The organism is Haemophilus sp. HMSC71H05 (assembly GCF_001838635.1).
Classification (GTDB): domain Bacteria; phylum Pseudomonadota; class Gammaproteobacteria; order Enterobacterales; family Pasteurellaceae; genus Haemophilus_D; species Haemophilus_D parainfluenzae_R.
Genome location: NZ_KV838033.1, coordinates 140,885 through 158,288, shown reverse-complemented (window position 1 = coordinate 158,288; position 17,404 = coordinate 140,885). Strand labels below are relative to the sequence as shown.

Annotated in this window: 13 protein-coding genes; 7 read left to right on the top strand and 6 right to left on the bottom strand. The window is 40.5% G+C overall.

Annotation, left to right across the window (positions count from 1 at the left end; translation table 11 throughout):
* A partial coding sequence (locus HMPREF3279_RS05765; RefSeq protein ID WP_257283471.1) for a YadA family autotransporter adhesin occupies window positions 1–884 on the top strand: 884 nt, incomplete at its 5' end.
* Between the two features lie 132 nt (window positions 885–1,016).
* On the top strand, window positions 1,017–2,156 hold the full coding sequence (locus HMPREF3279_RS05760) for a DUF2827 family protein (protein WP_070868350.1): 1,140 nt from the start codon (window positions 1,017–1,019) through the stop codon (window positions 2,154–2,156).
* Between the two features lie 91 nt (window positions 2,157–2,247).
* Here the strand turns inward: HMPREF3279_RS05760 and HMPREF3279_RS05755 are convergent, their stop codons facing one another.
* Together HMPREF3279_RS05755 and nhaA are read right to left on the bottom strand one after the other, a co-directional pair.
* Window positions 2,248–3,780 carry a glycosyltransferase gene (locus HMPREF3279_RS05755; protein ID WP_070868349.1) on the bottom strand — a complete coding sequence of 511 codons (1,533 nt, stop codon included), beginning with the start codon at window positions 3,778–3,780 and terminating at the stop codon, window positions 2,248–2,250.
* An 8-nt stretch (window positions 3,781–3,788) separates the two neighbouring features.
* Window positions 3,789–4,976: a Na+/H+ antiporter NhaA gene (gene nhaA / locus HMPREF3279_RS05750; RefSeq protein ID WP_070868348.1), complete on the bottom strand. Its 1,188-nt coding sequence runs from the start codon at window positions 4,974–4,976 to the stop codon at window positions 3,789–3,791.
* Window positions 4,977–5,179: 203 nt separating this feature from the next.
* Here nhaA and brnQ point away from each other — a divergent pair, with 203 nt between their 5' ends.
* Window positions 5,180–6,481, top strand: a complete 1,302-nt coding sequence (gene brnQ / locus HMPREF3279_RS05745) for a branched-chain amino acid transport system II carrier protein (RefSeq protein ID WP_070868347.1) — start codon at window positions 5,180–5,182, stop codon at window positions 6,479–6,481.
* Between the two features lie 66 nt (window positions 6,482–6,547).
* Here the strand turns inward: brnQ and rlmB are convergent, their stop codons facing one another.
* The 3 genes from rlmB to rpsT form a co-directional block, all read right to left on the bottom strand.
* The gene (gene rlmB / locus HMPREF3279_RS05740) at window positions 6,548–7,288 is read right to left on the bottom strand and encodes a 23S rRNA (guanosine(2251)-2'-O)-methyltransferase RlmB (protein WP_070868361.1); all 741 of its coding nucleotides are present in this window, start codon (window positions 7,286–7,288) and stop codon (window positions 6,548–6,550) included.
* A 79-nt stretch (window positions 7,289–7,367) separates the two neighbouring features.
* A complete protein-coding gene (rnr, locus tag HMPREF3279_RS05735) occupies window positions 7,368–9,713 on the bottom strand; it encodes a ribonuclease R (protein ID WP_070868346.1) in 2,346 nt (781 codons plus the stop codon).
* 160 nt (window positions 9,714–9,873) lie between these two features.
* Window positions 9,874–10,137 (bottom strand): 30S ribosomal protein S20, encoded by a 264-nt coding sequence (gene rpsT / locus HMPREF3279_RS05730; protein WP_005695217.1) that lies wholly within the window; start codon window positions 10,135–10,137, stop codon window positions 9,874–9,876.
* A gap of 266 nt (window positions 10,138–10,403) precedes the next feature.
* Between rpsT and murJ the strand changes: the two genes are divergently transcribed.
* The 3 genes from murJ to ileS are packed head-to-tail and all read left to right on the top strand — an operon-like array spanning window position 10,404 to window position 15,812.
* On the top strand, window positions 10,404–11,978 hold the full coding sequence (gene murJ, locus HMPREF3279_RS05725; RefSeq protein ID WP_070868345.1) for a murein biosynthesis integral membrane protein MurJ: 1,575 nt from the start codon (window positions 10,404–10,406) through the stop codon (window positions 11,976–11,978).
* Window positions 11,979–12,027: 49 nt separating this feature from the next.
* Complete coding sequence (ribF, locus tag HMPREF3279_RS05720) at window positions 12,028–12,954, top strand: bifunctional riboflavin kinase/FAD synthetase (protein ID WP_005630983.1); 927 nt, start codon at window positions 12,028–12,030, stop codon at window positions 12,952–12,954.
* Window positions 12,955–12,986: 32 nt separating this feature from the next.
* Complete coding sequence (gene ileS, locus HMPREF3279_RS05715) at window positions 12,987–15,812, top strand: isoleucine--tRNA ligase (RefSeq protein ID WP_070868344.1); 2,826 nt, start codon at window positions 12,987–12,989, stop codon at window positions 15,810–15,812.
* A 101-nt stretch (window positions 15,813–15,913) separates the two neighbouring features.
* Here the strand turns inward: ileS and HMPREF3279_RS05710 are convergent, their stop codons facing one another.
* The gene (locus tag HMPREF3279_RS05710; RefSeq protein ID WP_005699634.1) at window positions 15,914–16,750 is read right to left on the bottom strand and encodes a KPN_02809 family neutral zinc metallopeptidase; all 837 of its coding nucleotides are present in this window, start codon (window positions 16,748–16,750) and stop codon (window positions 15,914–15,916) included.
* A 177-nt stretch (window positions 16,751–16,927) separates the two neighbouring features.
* Between HMPREF3279_RS05710 and lysM the strand changes: the two genes are divergently transcribed.
* Window positions 16,928–17,368 (top strand): peptidoglycan-binding protein LysM, encoded by a 441-nt coding sequence (gene lysM, locus HMPREF3279_RS05705; protein ID WP_049364759.1) that lies wholly within the window; start codon window positions 16,928–16,930, stop codon window positions 17,366–17,368.
* Window positions 17,369–17,404 lie beyond the last annotated feature (36 nt).

Here is a 17,404-nt window from a genome sequence, read left to right as displayed (position 1 = left end):
GTTCATCAGCGTCAGCGGCAGATTCTTCTGCAACCGCAGCAAGCTCATCAGCATCAGCAGCGGACAGCTCAGCGACAGCAGCAAGTTCATCAGCATCAGCGGCAGATTCTTCTGCAACCGCAGCAAGCTCTTCAGCTTCAGCAGCAGATAGCTCTGCAACCGCAGCAAGCTCTTCAGCTTCAGCGGCAGATTCTTCTGCGACAGCAGCAAGTTCTTCAGCTTCAGCAGCTGAAAGCACAGCAAAACGTATTGAAGATTCAGGCTTGATCAGTAAAGATGGTAAAACAGCATTTGCAGCGGATAACACCAGCAAACGTGATAGTGCGAAAGCGAAAGGTAAAGATGCAACTGCGGTTGGTTATGGTTCAAATGCAAGTGGCGAAAATGGCACTGCATTAGGCAATAACTCACAAGCTTCAGGTAAAAACTCAACCGCTGTGGGTCAAGGTGCGAAAGCAACTGCAGCTAACTCAGTAGCTCTAGGTCAAGGCTCTGTAGCAAATGAAGCAAATACTGTTTCAGTTGGTTCAGTCGGTAATGAACGTCGAATCACAAATGTTGCAGATCCTATTCGTGGTACTGATGCGGCTAATAAACAATATGTTGATAGCAAAATTGGTTCCGTACGTAGTGACTTGAGAAAAACTGATAAGAAACTTCGTGGTGGTATTGCTGGTGCAACAGCCGCAGCTAATATCCCACAAGTAACGAAAGCAGGTGGTTCAATGGTTGGCCTTGGTGTTGGTAACTACAAAGGCGAAAGTGCCGTTGCAGTAGGTTACTCTCGTGCGAGCGATAACAATAAAGTTATCTTCAAAGTGAGCGGGGCTGCAACCACTCAAGGTGATTACAATGTTGGTGCCGGTGTAGGTTATCAATGGTAGTCACTCACTAAACTAGATAAATCACTCGGGTAGGAATATCCGAGTGATTTTTATTATTTAAGTTATTTAAAAAACAGTTTTATTTTTGACCGCACTTTTAGATAATTTAAGTAATAGAAGAAGGAAGAAAGCATGCGTAAATATAAAATTGGGATTACTTTTAATTTAGAAGCAAAAGTGACAGATATTTGGGCAAATGGTGCGAACCAAAATGTGATTCACCTTTATCATTTGTTTCAACACTCTGACATTGTAGAAGATGTAGTTTTGGTCTCTTGGGGGCCAGAGAAACGCACTACTCCTCCAGAAGGGTTTATGCTTGATGGATTAAATTTGAAATACGCTTATATTGAGGATGTAATTGATCAATTAGACGTATTGATTGAGGGAACATTGGTGATTGAACCTCATCAAGTTACTCGAATGCATCAACATGGTGGTAAAGTTGTTTGCTATAAAATGGGTAATGACTTTATTATGGATATGGAAAATTTCCTTTTTGATAAGAAAGCAGGAAGAGTGTTTAATGGTACGTTATTTGATTCTGTATGGATGATTCCACAGCATGAGAACACCTGCAAATCTTATTTTTCTATTATGTATCGCTGCCCTGCTTATGTTGTACCAGCAATTTGGTCGCCAGTATTCTGTGATCAAGTAATTAAGCGAATCAAAGAGAAGCATAATCTTAGTTTTGGGTATAAACCAGATACTGAGAAAAAAGCTAAGCGTATAGCTTCTTTTGAAGCCAATATTAACATTGTAAAAACGTGTTTTACACCAGTGTTAATTGCTGAACAAGCCTATCGTGAAGCGCCTGAGAAAATTAAAAACGTCTATATGTGCAACACCTACGATAAAAAAGATAATCCAACCTTTTTCAATTTCATAGGTCGAACTAATCTTGTTAAAAATGGGGTGATGACGGTAGAAGGGCGTTATCAAATGCCTGATTTTCTTACTCGCTATGTAGATATTGTGCTAAGTCATCAATGGGAAAATGGTTTGAATTATGCTTACAATGATGCTTTGTATGGTGGTTATCCATTTATTCATAATTCAAAACTGATTCCGAAAGGTGTAGGGTATTATTACGATCAGTTCGATGCGTTTGAAGGTGCAAAAGTATTACTTGATGTGATTGATAACCATGATAAGCATCATGAAGAATATGTGAAAAGAGCAAATGAATATCTAGATTCGCAATTACCAACTAATCCTGTGAATATTTATTTGTATGAGAAAGAGATCAAGCGGTTGTTTTCTGAATAAGACTTGTGAAAATCCCTCAGTGAGCGCTAAGGGATTTCTTATTCAACTTATAAATCTTGATTAGTATTAATAGTGTGTTTATCTATAATATTTACCACAAAGCATTAAATTCTTTTTCGTATTTTTCTTTCAAATTAAGAAAATCTACTTTTTCATTCTCTGGTAGCAGTTCATAGCATGTCATTACATACCCATAAATATCATCTACATATTTTTTAAATCCAGGCAGCAACTTATTGTTAAGTTTCATATTTTCTATTTCAGTTATTACATCAGATAGATTTTGAAATAGACTTACTTGATTTTTAGAGGTCGCAACAGAACTAATTGAACCTTTTCTTTCTCTTCTATACATATAAAAGCAGTTTTTATAAATCGCATAACTACTAATATATTTAGTAAGAAAAAAACTCCATGCAACATCTTCAAAAGATCGCCCTTTTATAAAAAAGAGGTGGTTTTTTAAAATTAATTCTCTTTTTATTGTTTTTGTAAAGGGGAATCCAAGATAAATTCCATCTTGATAAAGACCTTGAAAGTCTTCCCTAAAAGAACCTATTAGCTTATCTCGGTTGATGTAATGGTTCACAATTTTTTCAGGATAGACACTGCTCATATAATTGAAGATAGTATCGGGATTATTTTCAGTAATTATCTTTTGTAAATCAGAGAGAATAGTTGTTCCTTCCCAATAATCATCACTATCTAAAAACATTAAATACTCTCCTCGAGCAATTTGAATGCCTGCATTTCTTGCGTCGGATACTCCACCGTTAATTTTATGGATAAAAACAATATTAGAATATTGTTTTGCATATTTAGTGCAGATATCGATGGAATTATCAGGCGAACCATCATCAACTAAAATAAGTTCATAATTCTGATAATCTTGCGCTAAGACAGATTCAATACATTGTTCGAGGTAACGTTCAACATTATAGATTGGTACAATGATACTAAATAGTGGATTTTCAACTTTATCTTGTTGTTTTTGGCTTGGATTTTCCCCCAATAGATAACGTGCTTGAGCAATATTTTGAGGTTCATGGAATGCAGTAAATTGATCAGCAAGCCAGTAGGGTTTCGTTTCACTTAAAAGTGCGGTTAATTTTTTTGCGACATCTTTGCGGATGAGATAAAGCGAACAACCATAGTTGTACTGATTTGTATCACCATAGATTAATGCATCAGGCTCATCACTAGCTTGGTATAGGCGTTCACAAGCAGGAGTTTTACCATCGCGCTGTAATTTGATAATTCCGTAAGAAGAGTATTTATTAGCATAATTGATAGCATGCTGAATGAAGTTTTCAACAGGCTGAATTTCACTTTCAGCAATTAAAACAAAATCATTGTTTTGTAGCAGTTCATTTTCAGCAATCGCTTTCCAGCATTGAATATGAGATAGCGTTTGTGCGATTTCTTTGTCATTGGGAGTGCGCTCAAGTAGTTCTTCTGCTCTTTGTAAATTAAATAAGGCTGAAGAATTACCGAGTAAGCTAACCTGTTCTTTAGTTACTGCAGAAATAGGAACAACATGAGAGTCAGAGGCGCATTGTAAAAAATGACTCAGTCTCTCTATTTTTTCAGATGCATAAATAACATAACAGGTTAGTTTTTCCATCGTTTTGATTACCCTTTATTTTTCGCGGTAGTCACTTTCAACGCGATATACCCCACAATAGCTGAAACAGTGGAGCCTAATAAGATCCCTAATCGAGAAAGGGCGTTAATGTTTTCACCGGCATCAGCATTGAAGGCAAGGCTGGCTAAGAACATTGACATGGTGAAACCGATACCACATAAAATCGCCACGGCAAAAATTTGTTTGAAGTTGATGCCTTGCGGAAGTTTTGCTATGCCTAGTTTAACGGAAAGATAGCTGAAACCAAATACACCAAGTGGTTTTCCGATAATTAAGCCTAAAGAAATCGCAAATAATAATGGTGATGAAAGCATGCTTGAGTCGATACCATCAAAACTTACCCCCGCATTGGCAAAAGCGAATAATGGTAGGATAACAAAGGATGACCAAGGCGCAAGAATATGTTCAAAGTCATGTAACGGTGTTTCGCCATTTTTGCCTTTCAATGGAATACAAAACCCGATGATAACGCCTGCAAGGGTAGCATGTACGCCCGATTTTAATACAGAAGCCCACAAGATTGTTCCTACCACCATATAGGCACAAAGTGCGGTCACTTTAAAGCGATTTAATGCGATAAGTACAGCAATTGCAATGGCTGCAAAGGCGAGTGCTTGCACACTTAATCCATGGGAGAAGAAGAGTGCAATCACGACAATTGCACCTAAGTCATCAATGATGGCTAAAGCAAGTAAAAAGATTTTTAGTGGGAGTGGCACTTGTTTACTTAATAACGCCATGATGCCCAGTGCAAAAGCAATGTCTGTCGCCATTGGGATTGCCCAGCCATCGGCTAACGTGGGATCTTGTTGTGCAATAAAAATATAAACCAAAGCAGGAATAACCATTCCGCCAACGGCAGCAATAGCAGGGAAAACCGCTTGTTGATAGCTTGAAAGGGAACCCTCAAATAATTCTCTTTTGACTTCCATTCCAACTAAAACAAAGAATACCGCCATAAAACCATCGTTGATCCAGTGAATTAAGGTTTTATCGATAGAAAAAGTCCCTACTTGAATGCTGACTGGTAAGTTTAAAAAGTCGTTATAGTTTTGATTGAGCGGTGAATTGGCTAATAGCATTGCGACTACCGCTGAAAAAAGTAATAAAATTCCGCCAGCTGATTCCAATTTGAAAAAACGCTGAATTTGTTGAATCAAACTCAGTTTATTCATTCATTCTCTCCTAAAAAAAGTAATAATAAAGGCTGGATACTATCATAATTTTACTGATTTGGGGAAACTAGGCATTGGATAATGTGTGATTTAATCGGAATGTGATAGATTTCGTGATCTATTTCACAAAATTTATTTTCATTTTTGGAATAAAAAACAATTTAATAGTAAAATTCTTAAAATTTATTTATTCGAGAATACTTATGTTTTCAAAAAAAGATATCATCGTATTAGGTATGATGATTTTTGCTTTATTTTTAGGCGCGGGAAATATTATTTTCCCACCGATGGAGGGGTACTCCGCAGGCAACCATTGGGCAACGGCTTCGCTAGGGTTTGTGATAACAGGCGTACTCATGCCATTTATTACATTGGTTGTTGTGTCAGTGTTAGGACGTGGCGAAGAACTGACTAAGGACTTACCCAAGTGGGCAGGCGTATCCTTTTTAACCATTCTTTATTTAGTCATCGGTTCAACCTTTGCAATGCCTCGAATTACCAATGTCGCTTATGAAATGGCATGGCTACCATTGGGGCTCATTGAAGATAGTGCGACGACACGTCTTATTTTCTCTGTGATCTTTAATATTATCGCAATGGGATTCATGATTCGCCCAAGTACCATTATTTCAACAGTGGGTGAAGTGATGACGCCGGCATTATTAGTATTATTACTCGTTGTTGGGATCACGGTTTTTGTTTCACCTCTTTCTGACATTGTTGCCCCGTCGCAAGCGTATGCCGAGAATTCAGCATTAACTACAGGATTAATTAGTGGTTATCAAACGATGGATGTACTGGCTGCGATTGCCTTTGGTGGCATTGTTGCACGGGCGTTGTCTGCAAAAAATGTGACCAATCCACAAAAGATTGTTCAATATACGATTTCAGCGGGTTTTGTCTCTGTCATTTTATTAGCTTGTCTATATTTTGCCTTATTCTATTTAGGGGCGACTTCTGATGCTGTGGCACAAGGTGCAACAAATGGCGGCCAAATTTTCTCTCGTTATGTGAACAGTTTATTTGGCACGGCGGGAACCTGGATTATGGCGGGTATTATCACTTTAGCAAGCTTAACTACATTAGTGGGCGTAACCAGTGCGTGTGGTGATTATTTCTCCAAGTTTTCGACACGTTTTTCTTATCCATTTTGGATTGTCTTCTTCACCGCCATGACGACAATTATTTCACAATATGGCTTAACAAAATTACTCCGAGTGACAATTCCAGCCTTGTTGTTGATTTACCCAATGGCGATCATGTTAGTGGTTTTACAGCTTGTGCGTAATAAATTGCCTTCTATTCGATTGAGCTATTACGTAACCATCTTTGTAACGGTTTGTTTTAGTTTGGTTGATAGTTTGAAAAACTTAGATGTTTTGCCTGAAGGGTTGCATCAAGTCATGATTCATTTCCCGCTTTACTCACAAGGATTAGCTTGGTTGGTGCCTGCATTATGTACTTTACTGCTCTCCATACTATTAGGGAAAACCATTTCCAAATAACAAAAATGCCGACAATGATTTGTCGGCATTTTTTTATATCAAGTGCGGTCGTTTTTTCACGCGTTTTTAGGCGGCTAGACGTTGTCTCACAATTTCAAATAAACATACACCTGTTGCAACAGAAACATTCAGGGATGAAACTGAGCCCGCCATTGGAATACTAATGAGTTGATCGCAGTGCTCACGGGTAAGGCGACGCATGCCTTCACCTTCGGCTCCCATCACTAAAGCAAGAGAACCAGTAAGTTTACTTTGATAAATGGTTTCTGTTGCTTCACCAGCTGTACCCACTACCCAAATATTATGATTTTGTTGTAGATCTCTTAAAGTACGCGCTAAGTTAGTCACACGAATTAATGGCACAGTCTCCGCAGCACCGCAAGCCACTTTACGTGCAATAGAAGTGAGTTGAGCAGATTTATCTTTTGGCACGATAACGGCACTCACACCAGCTGCGTCCGCAGTACGTAAACAGGCCCCCAGGTTATGGGGATCCGTCACGCCATCAAGCACTAATAAAAGTGGATTTTGCTTACGAGTAAGAAGTTCATCCAAATCGTGTTCATTCAGCTCTTTGGCTTCTTGCACACGCGCAATCACACCTTGATGCACTTCACCGTTGGATTTTTTATCTAATGTTTGGCGGTTTACAAATTGCACCGCAATGCCTAAACCATAGAGCTCATTGAGTAAGGGTTGTAGGCGTTTATCTTCACGGCCTTTCAGCACAAAAACTTCAATTAAACGTTCAGGGCTATTTGCTAAAATGCTGTTTACAGCATGGATACCATAGATATTTTCTGACATAGGGTTCTCTTGTTTATTATTTTTTGTCATTATCCTCCCTCTTTAGCAAAGAGGAGGAAGGGGATATTCAGTAAAAATATTATTTCTTCCGTTTTCTAGTCGGTTTCTTAGAAACATCTTTATTTTTCACCGCACTTTTACGTTTTTTTGACGCTTTAGGTGGCAGTTCTTTAAAGACTTTTTTCGCTTTTTGTTTCGCTGTTTTTCCCACTCGACGTGGTTTTCTAGCACTTTCGACTAAACTGAAATCTACCATTTTTTGTTCTAAATGAACGGCGACCACGCGAATTTTTACTTTATCGCCAAGGCGGTAGATCGTACCACTATTTTCACCGATCAAACGTTGTTTTGCCGCATCAAATTGATAGTAGTCGTTATCTAACGTGGAAATATGGACTAAGCCGTCAATGAATAAATCATCTAAACGTACGAATAAGCCAAAGCCCGTTACAGATGAGATCACTCCGCTAAACTCAGCTCCCACGTGATCTTGCATATATTCACATTTCAGCCAATCAGCTACTTCACGAGTGGCATCATCGGCACGGCGTTCGGTCATCGAGCAGTGATCGCCTAATAGATCCATTTCATCAAAGGAGTAGTGATAGCCGCCAGTATCTGTGGTTTTACGTTTAGCGCCTTTTTCTTTTGCTAATAAATATTTAATTCCACGATGAAGGGTTAAATCCGGATAGCGACGAATCGGGGAAGTGAAGTGTGCATATTCCTCTAACGCCAAACCAAAGTGGCCGATATTATCCGCATGATAAACCGCTTGGCTTAATGAGCGAAGTAACATGGTTTGAATGAGTTCGTGATCCGGACGATCTTTCACTTGCTCTAACAATTTCGCATAATCTTTTGTGGTCGGTTTCATGCCACCTTCAAGGCTTAAACCACATTCACTTAAGAATGCACGGAAAGACGTCAGTTTTTCTTCACTCGGAGCGGCATGAATACGATAGAGTGCTGGCTCTTTATGTTTTTCCATAAAGTTTGCTGCTGCAATATTTGCAAGAATCATGCATTCTTCAATGATTTTGTGAGCATCATTTCGAACAACCGGTTCAATACGATCAATTCGTCCCATGGCATTGAAAATAAATTTGGTTTCAATGGTTTCAAAATCAATAGCACCACGTTGTTTACGGGCATTGAGTAACGCTTGATAGAGATGATGCAATTCTTCTAAATGTGGCACAAGCCCTTGATAACGCGTGCGGAGCTCATCATCGCCGTCTAAAATTGCCGCGACTTTCGTATAGGTTAAACGTGCATGAGAATTCATTACCGCTTCATAAAAACGATAATCCGTGAGTTTACCCTTTGCAGAAATGTGCATTTCACACACCATACACAAGCGATCAACTTGTGGATTCAGTGAACACAATCCGTTGGATAAAATCTCCGGCAGCATTGGCACAACACGATTTGGGAAGTAAACGGAGTTACCTCGGTTATAAGCTTCAGTATCTAATGCAGAACGTAAACGCACATAGTAGCTGACATCGGCAATTGCCACCCAAAGCTTCCAGCCTTTACCACTTTTTTCGCAATATACTGCATCATCAAAATCACGTGCGTCTTCGCCATCAATGGTAACCAGTGGCAGATTGCGTAAATCCACACGGCCTTTTTTCGCTTCTTCAGGCACTTCTTCCGTGAATTTTTTAACGTATTTTTCGACCGCACTTGGGAATTGGTGAGGAATGTCATGATTACGAAGGGCGATCTCCACCTCCATCCCTTTTGCCATATTGTCACCCAGAATTTCAGTGATGATGCCAATCGGTTGAGTAAAGGAGGCAGATCGTTCTTGCAATTCAACCACGACAACTTGTCCCATTCGAGCCCCATTGCGGTGTTCATTAGGGACTAAGATATCTCGTCCGATACGGCTGTCATCAGGCACCACATAGCTAAAGCCATTTTCTAAGAAGAAACGGCCGACAATTTGTTTTTTCCGACTTTCAAGAACACGAACAATACGGACTTCACGACGACCTCGGCGATCCAAGCCTGCAGGTTGCGCCAATACAAAATCACCATGCATTACGCGTTGCATTTGGTGATTAGGAATAAAGAGATCCTCTTTTTTGCCTTCGACTTGTAAAAAGCCATAGCCTTCGCGATGGCCAATGACCATGCCTTTGAATAAATCTAATTTTTCAGGCAAGGCATAGCGTTTACGTTTAGTGAAAACTAATTGTCCATCATTCTCCATGGCGCGCAATCGGCGGCGCATGGCTTCTTGTTGTTCATCACTTTTAATTGAAAGTGCGGTCAGAATTTCTTCCCGACTCATCGGGGCATTATTTTCACGGATGATTTGCAGAATGTAGTCTCTGCTTGGGATCGGATTACCATATTTTGCTAATTCTTTTTGATAATTCGGATCCGATTTTTTAAAAGATTTTTTGGTCATTTATCGTTTATTTTATGATTAATTTTTAAGTTGTGGGGTAGTTTACAGGTTAAGGGGGGGAATGCAAGCTTGTTATCAGACGTTTGTGGCAGGACGGTTTACGGCAAACAAAAACCGCACCAAAGTGCGGTTTTATTTTTAAGCTGTTTTAATGCTTTAATTACGCTAATTTTTTGATTTGAGCAGCTAATTTAGCTTTGTGGTTTGCTGCTTTGTTAGCGTGGATTAAGCCTTTAGAAGCCATACGGTCAACAACTTTTTGCATTTCAACGAATGCTGCTTCAGCTGCTGCTTTTTCACCTGCTGCTACTTGAGCATATACTTTTTTGATGTAAGTACGCATCATAGAGCGTTGGCTTGCGTTGTGTTGGCGGCGTTTTTCAGATTGAACCGCGCGTTTTTTTGCTGACTTGATATTAGCCAAGGTCAAACTCCTAAAATTTCTGTTAGATGATTATGACAAAATAAGGGCGTAGAATATGCCGATTTTTTATACTTTTGTCAATGAATAATTTGTGTTGATTTCGGTGAGACACAACCGAAAGTAAGCATCGTTATTTAAAAAAAGCGCTTTCTATTGGCTCACACAAACGATGTGGGCAGGATTTTATCAGTTTTTTTCGTTGGAATATAGCGTAAAAACAAAAATTCTATACAATTAAGGCAAATTTTTTTGAAGAGACCCCTATTTTGAGTAAACGACTTTTAAAATCCGGCATTATCGTGAGTGGGATGACATTAGTGTCCCGTGTGTTAGGCTTAGTCCGCGATGTGGTGATCGCCCATTTAATCGGTGCTGGTGCAGCGGCGGACGTGTTTCTATTCGCTAACCGTATCCCAAACTTTTTACGTCGTTTATTTGCGGAAGGGGCATTTTCTCAGGCTTTTGTCCCTGTGTTAGCCGAATATCAAAAATCGGGCGATCTTTCTAAAACGCGAGAATTTATCGGGAAAGTGTCGGGTACGCTAGGCGGTTTAGTCAGTATTGTCACCTTGCTTGCTATGGTGGGATCACCTGTTGTGGCGGCGATCTTCGGGATGGGCTGGTTTACCGATTGGCTAAATGACGGACCCGATGCACACAAATTTGAACAAGCCTCTTTACTCTTAAAAATTACTTTTCCTTATTTATGGTTTGTCACCTTTGTGGCACTTTCAGGCGCGATTTTAAATACGATAGGCAAATTTGGTGTGATGTCGTTTTCGCCTGTTTTGTTAAATATTGCCATGATTGCAACCGCACTTTTCCTTGCACCAAGATTAGACAATCCTGATCTTGCTCTCGCTATCGGGATCTTCTTAGGCGGTTTATTACAATTTTTATTTCAAATCCCTTTCTTGAAGAAAGCAGGCTTGCTCGTAAAACCAAAATGGGCATGGCATGATGAAGGAGTAGCGAAAATCCGTCGATTAATGATTCCTGCCTTGTTTGGAGTTTCCGTAAGTCAAATCAACTTGTTGCTTGATACGGTCATTGCCAGTTTCTTAATGACGGGATCTATTAGTTGGCTTTATTATTCTGATCGTCTATTAGAGTTTCCGCTTGGGCTATTTGGTATTGCGATTTCCACTGTGATTTTACCGACGCTTGCTCGCCATCATGTGAATCGAGAAGATAATTCTTCCCAAAGTGCGGTTGATTTTCGCAACACAATGGACTGGGGCGTACGAATGATTTTATTACTCGGCGTGCCGGCTGCGATTGGTATTGCCGTGTTAGCCCAACCAATGTTACTGGTATTGTTTATGCGTGGCAGTTTTACCTTAACAGATGTGCATGCCGCCTCTTATTCTTTATGGGCATTCAATGCCGGTTTGCTTAGCTTTATGCTGATTAAGATCCTCGCTAACGGCTATTACGCACGCCAAGATACTAAAACCCCCGTGAAAATCGGGATCATCGCTATGGTGAGCAATATGGGCTTTAACGTATTGGCGATTCCATTTAGTTATGTGGGTTTAGCAATTGCTTCTGCCATGTCAGCAACCTTAAATGCTTATTTACTTTATCGTGGTTTAGCGAAAGAGGATGTGTATCATTTTTCACGTAAAAGTGCGGTCTTTTTTCTGAAAGTTTTAGGTGCAGCCTTAGCCATGGGCGGCTTGCTTTGGTATAACTGCCCGTCTATCGAAGAATGGGCAGCCATGACATTTTTAATGCGTGTCTATTGGCTAGCTTGGTTAATCGGACTGGCTGCGGTCGTTTATTTAGGTGCATTGGTACTATTGGGTGTTCGTAAACACCATTTACTGACAAAACATTAAGTTACCGCTATAATACACCGATTATTTTTTGTTTTTTGGATAAGATGTAATGCAATTAATTCGTGGGCTTCATAATACACAGCCATATTTGTCAGGGTGCGCATTAACCATTGGCAATTTTGATGGCGTGCATTTGGGGCATCAGGCGATTTTGCGTCATCTTCGTCAGAAAGCGAATGCGCTGAATTTACCCATGGCAGTGATGCTTTTCGAGCCGCAACCGCGCGAATATTTTATGGGTGACAAAGCCCCTGCGCGCTTAATGCGGTTAAGAGATAAATTACATTATTTAGCTCAGGCGGGGGTGGATGTGGTGATCGTCGCGAAATTTGACCGCACTTTTGCTGATCTTCCTGCAGAACAATTTATTGAAGATTGGCTTGTGCGCAAATTAAATGTGAAGTTTCTCAGCATTGGCGATGATTTCAAATTTGGTGCGAAACGTTTAGGCAATTTTGCGATGTTGCAACAAGCCGGAAAGCAGTTTGGTTTTGAAGTTGAAGACAGCCGAACCTTCTGTTTAGACGAGTTACGTATCAGTAGCACGGCTATCCGTGAAGCTCTGGCTAAAGATGATTTACAGCATGCGCAAAATTTACTCGGTAAACCTTATCGTATTTTTGGTCGAGTGATCCACGGCAATAAATTAGGCCGCACCATTGGTTTTCCTACCGCGAATGTTCGCTTACATCGTCAAGTGAATCCTGTAAAAGGGGTTTATGCGGTGAAAGTGCGGTTAAAATCGGGTGAGATTTTTGACGGCGTCGCCAACATGGGAAAACGCCCAACCATTAACGGTACGATACAATTATTAGAAGTCCATTTATTTGATTTTTCTCAGAATATTTATGGACAAATGGTAGAGGTGGAATTCTGCCATAAGATTCGGGATGAGATAAAGTTTCCGTCTTTTGAGGCGTTGAAGGCTCAAATTGAACAAGATGTAAAAACAGCAAAAGCATTTTTTGCAAAATAGAATTATATTGAAATATAAAATTGGAAAATAACATGACAGTTGATTACAAAAACACGTTAAATTTACCTGAAACAGGTTTCCCTATGCGTGGCGATTTAGCCAAACGCGAACCTGTAATGTTAAAAAATTGGTATGACAAACAGTTGTATCAAAAAATCCGCCAAGCGACGAAAGGTAAAAAATCCTTTATTTTGCATGATGGCCCTCCGTATGCGAACGGCAACATTCATATCGGTCACGCCGTTAATAAAATTCTGAAAGATATTATTGTTAAATCCAAAACTGCATTAGGTTTTGATTCGCCTTATATCCCGGGTTGGGACTGTCACGGTTTGCCAATTGAATTAAAAGTAGAAGGTTTGGTGGGTAAACCAAACGAGAAAGTGACCGCCGCTGAATTCCGCCAAAAATGCCGTGAATACGCTGCAGAACAAGTAGAAGGTCAGAAAAAAGATTTTATCCGTTTAGGCGTGTTAGGCGATTGGGATAACCCTTATTTAACGATGAACTTCAACACCGAAGCAAACATCATCCGTACACTTGGTAAAGTGATTGCGAATGGTCACTTATACAAAGGTTCAAAACCAGTGCACTGGTGTTTGGATTGTGGTTCTTCTTTAGCGGAAGCAGAAGTGGAATACGAAGACAAAGTTTCTCCGTCTATCTATGTGCGTTTCCCTGCAGTAAATGCAGCAGAAATTGAAGAGAAATTTAACGCAGTAGGCAAAGGCCATGGCAAATTATCTGCGGTGATTTGGACCACCACACCTTGGACAATGCCATCTAACCGTGCGATTGCGGTAAATGCAGACTTAGAATACAACTTAGTACAACTTGGCGATGAGCGTGTGATTTTAGCTGCTGAATTAGTGGAGTCTGTGGCAAAAGCGGTGGGTGTAGAACAGGTTGAAGTTTTAGGTTCAGTAAAAGGTCAAGCACTTGAGTTAGTACGCTTTAACCATCCATTCTATGATTTCACTGTACCAGTGATTTTAGGTGATCACGTGACCACTGATGGCGGTACAGGTTTAGTTCATACCGCGCCAGACCACGGCTTAGACGACTTTATTGTAGGACAAAAATATAATTTACCAATGGCGGGTCTTGTATCGAATGACGGTAAATTTATTTCAACCACTGAATTCTTCGCAGGCAAAGGTGTATTTGAAGCGAATCCATTGGTTGTTGAAAAATTGCAAGAAGTGGGCAACTTATTAAAAGTTGAGAAAATCAAACACAGCTACCCACACTGCTGGCGCCACAAAACCCCGATTATTTTCCGTGCGACACCACAATGGTTTATCGGTATGGAAACACAGGGGTTACGCCAACAAGCATTAGGTGAAATCAAACAAGTTCGCTGGATTCCAGATTGGGGTCAAGCACGTATCGAGAAAATGGTTGAAAACCGCCCTGACTGGTGTATTTCTCGTCAACGTACTTGGGGCGTGCCGATGACCTTATTCGTGCACAAAGAAACCGAAGAACTTCATCCGCGTACCTTAGAGTTACTTGAAGAAGTAGCGAAACGTGTAGAGAAAGCCGGTATTCAAGCATGGTGGGATTTAGACGAAAAAGAATTATTAGGTGTGGACGCAGAAACCTATCGTAAAGTGCCAGATACCCTTGACGTATGGTTTGACTCAGGATCAACCTATTCTTCTGTTGTGGCGAATCGTCCAGAATTTAACGGTCAAGATATCGATATGTATTTAGAAGGTTCAGACCAACACCGTGGTTGGTTTATGTCTTCTTTAATGCTCTCTACAGCAACAGACAGCAAAGCGCCATATAAACAAGTATTAACCCATGGTTTCACCGTGGATGGTCAAGGCCGTAAGATGTCAAAATCTATCGGTAATATCGTGACCCCACAAGAAGTTATGGATAAATTTGGTGGTGATATTTTACGTTTATGGGTGGCGTCTACCGACTATACGGGGGAAATGACCGTTTCTGATGAGATCTTAAAACGTGCAGCGGATAGCTATCGTCGTATTCGTAACACGGCACGTTTCTTATTAGCGAACTTGAATGGTTTTGATCCGCAACGTGATGCGGTTAAACCGGAAGAAATGATTAGCTTGGATCGTTGGGCGGTAGCTTGTGCGTTAGATGCTCAAAAAGAAATTAAAGACGCGTACGATAACTATCAATTCCACACAGTGGTACAACGTTTAATGCGTTTCTGTTCTGTGGAAATGGGCTCGTTCTACCTTGATATTATCAAAGACCGTCAATACACCACTAAAGCAGACAGCCTTGCGCGTCGTAGCTGCCAAACAGCATTATGGCACATTGCAGAAGCATTGGTTCGTTGGATGGCACCAATCTTGTCATTCACTGCAGATGAAATTTGGGGCTACTTGCCACAAACGGCGACGCCACGTGCTGAATTTGTCTTTACTGAAGAATTCTACGAAGGCTTATTTGGTTTAGGCGAGAATGAGAAATTAGATGATGCTTACTGGCAACAACTGATTAAAGTTCGTTCTGAAGTGAACCGCGTACTAGAAATCGCGCGTAACGATAAAGTGATCGGTGGTGGTTTAGAAGCAGAAGTAACGGTTTATGCTAACGATGAATATCGTGCATTGTTAGAGCAATTAGGCAATGAATTACGTTTTGTGTTAATTACCTCAAAAGCAGAAGTCAAACCATTAGCTGACAAACCTGCGGATGTGGCAGCGGGTGAGTTAGAGGGAATTGCCGTAAGCGTAGCGCGTTCTAACGGTGAAAAATGTCCACGTTGCTGGCATTATTCTGACAAAATCGGCGTGAATCCTGAACATCCGACACTTTGTCCACGTTGTGTGGAAAACGTAGCGGGTAACGGTGAAGTACGTCAGTTCGCGTAAACTTAAAATCATGAAGAAAAGAGCGGTCAAAATTGACCGCTCTTTTTTATGCTGAAATGAACAGAAATGAAAAAGGCTGACATGAATCAGCCTTAAAGATTTTATTGGTTAAAAGTATTACACACAGAAGGGTTGGCGCTTTGTAAGCCTTTTCTGAACCATTCTAGACGCTGTGCAGATGTACCGTGAGTGAAGCTATCCGGTACCACATAACCTTGGCTGCGTTTTTGTAAACGGTCATCGCCCACAGCTTCTGCTGCATTAAACGCTTTTTCCTCATCACCACGTTCAAATAAACCACTTTTTACCGCTTGGCTCGCCCAAACACCGGCGAAACAGTCAGCTTGAAGTTCTAATTGAACAGAAAGTTGATTTGCCGTTTTACGATCGCTGCTTTGTTGTGCGCGATTCACTTGCGGCAGAATACCAAGCATATTTTGTACATGGTGACCGACTTCGTGTGCAATTACATAAGCAAAGGCTGAATCACCTGCTGCACCCAGTTTATTTTTCATTTCATTATAGAATGATAAATCAAGGTAAACTTTGCGATCGCTCGGGCAGTAGAAGGGACCCATTGCAGATTGACCTGTACCACAAGCGGTTGGTGTCACACCATTGTAAAGCACCATGGTTGGCTCGCTATAGGTTTTACCCATTTGTCTGAAATATTGTCCCCAAACGGTTTCAGTATCCGCTAATACAACTTTAGAAAGACTTGCAAGCTGCTGTTCTTCTTGGGTTTCTAATTGTTGAGAGCTTTGTCCTGAAAAATCAGGCGTACCCACTAAGCCTGAAAGATCCACGCCATAATAAGCGCCGACTAAAAGAATGATAATACCGAGAACACCGGTGCCTTTTCCGCCACCGAAGTTACCGCCGCCAGAGCCACGTCTATCTTCAATATTTGAGCTTTCTCTACGACCTTCCCAACGCATAATTTGTCCTTTTTTAGTGAGTAAATTAAAAATCGGCGTATTCTATCAAAGAGCGGTCAATTTTAGATCAGTTTTCTTGAAATATTTACATAGCTTTACACTCTGATTTATAGACTTCTTAAGGGAATTTCAGTATCGTAATACTCCCTTAAACAAACATACAAAAGGAACTTTAAAATGGGTTTATTTGATTTTGTCAGTGACATTGGTAAGAAAGTTTTCTCTAAAGAAGAAGATGCATCTAAAGCAGTGACTCAACACATCGCTGAAGATAATCCAGGCGTGGAAAACTTATCTGTTACTGTGGAAAATGGTGTAGCAAATATCCAAGGTGTGGCGGCAAATGCGGCGGCATTAGAAAAAGCAGTGTTAATGGCGGGTAACATTCAAGGTATCCATTCAGTGACTAGCGATGCAAGCATCAATGGCGGTGAGACCTTAGGCAGTGATGACACATTCTATGTAATCCAAAAAGGTGACACCTTGTGGAAAATCGCTGAGAAAGCTTACGGAAATGGCGCGAAATACACCGCGATCGTTGAAGCAAATAAAGAAGTGATTAAAGACGCGGATAAGATTTTCCCAGGTCAAAAAATTCGTTTACCGAAAGGTTTATAATTCGATAAAAAGTGCGGTTATTTTTGACCGCACTTT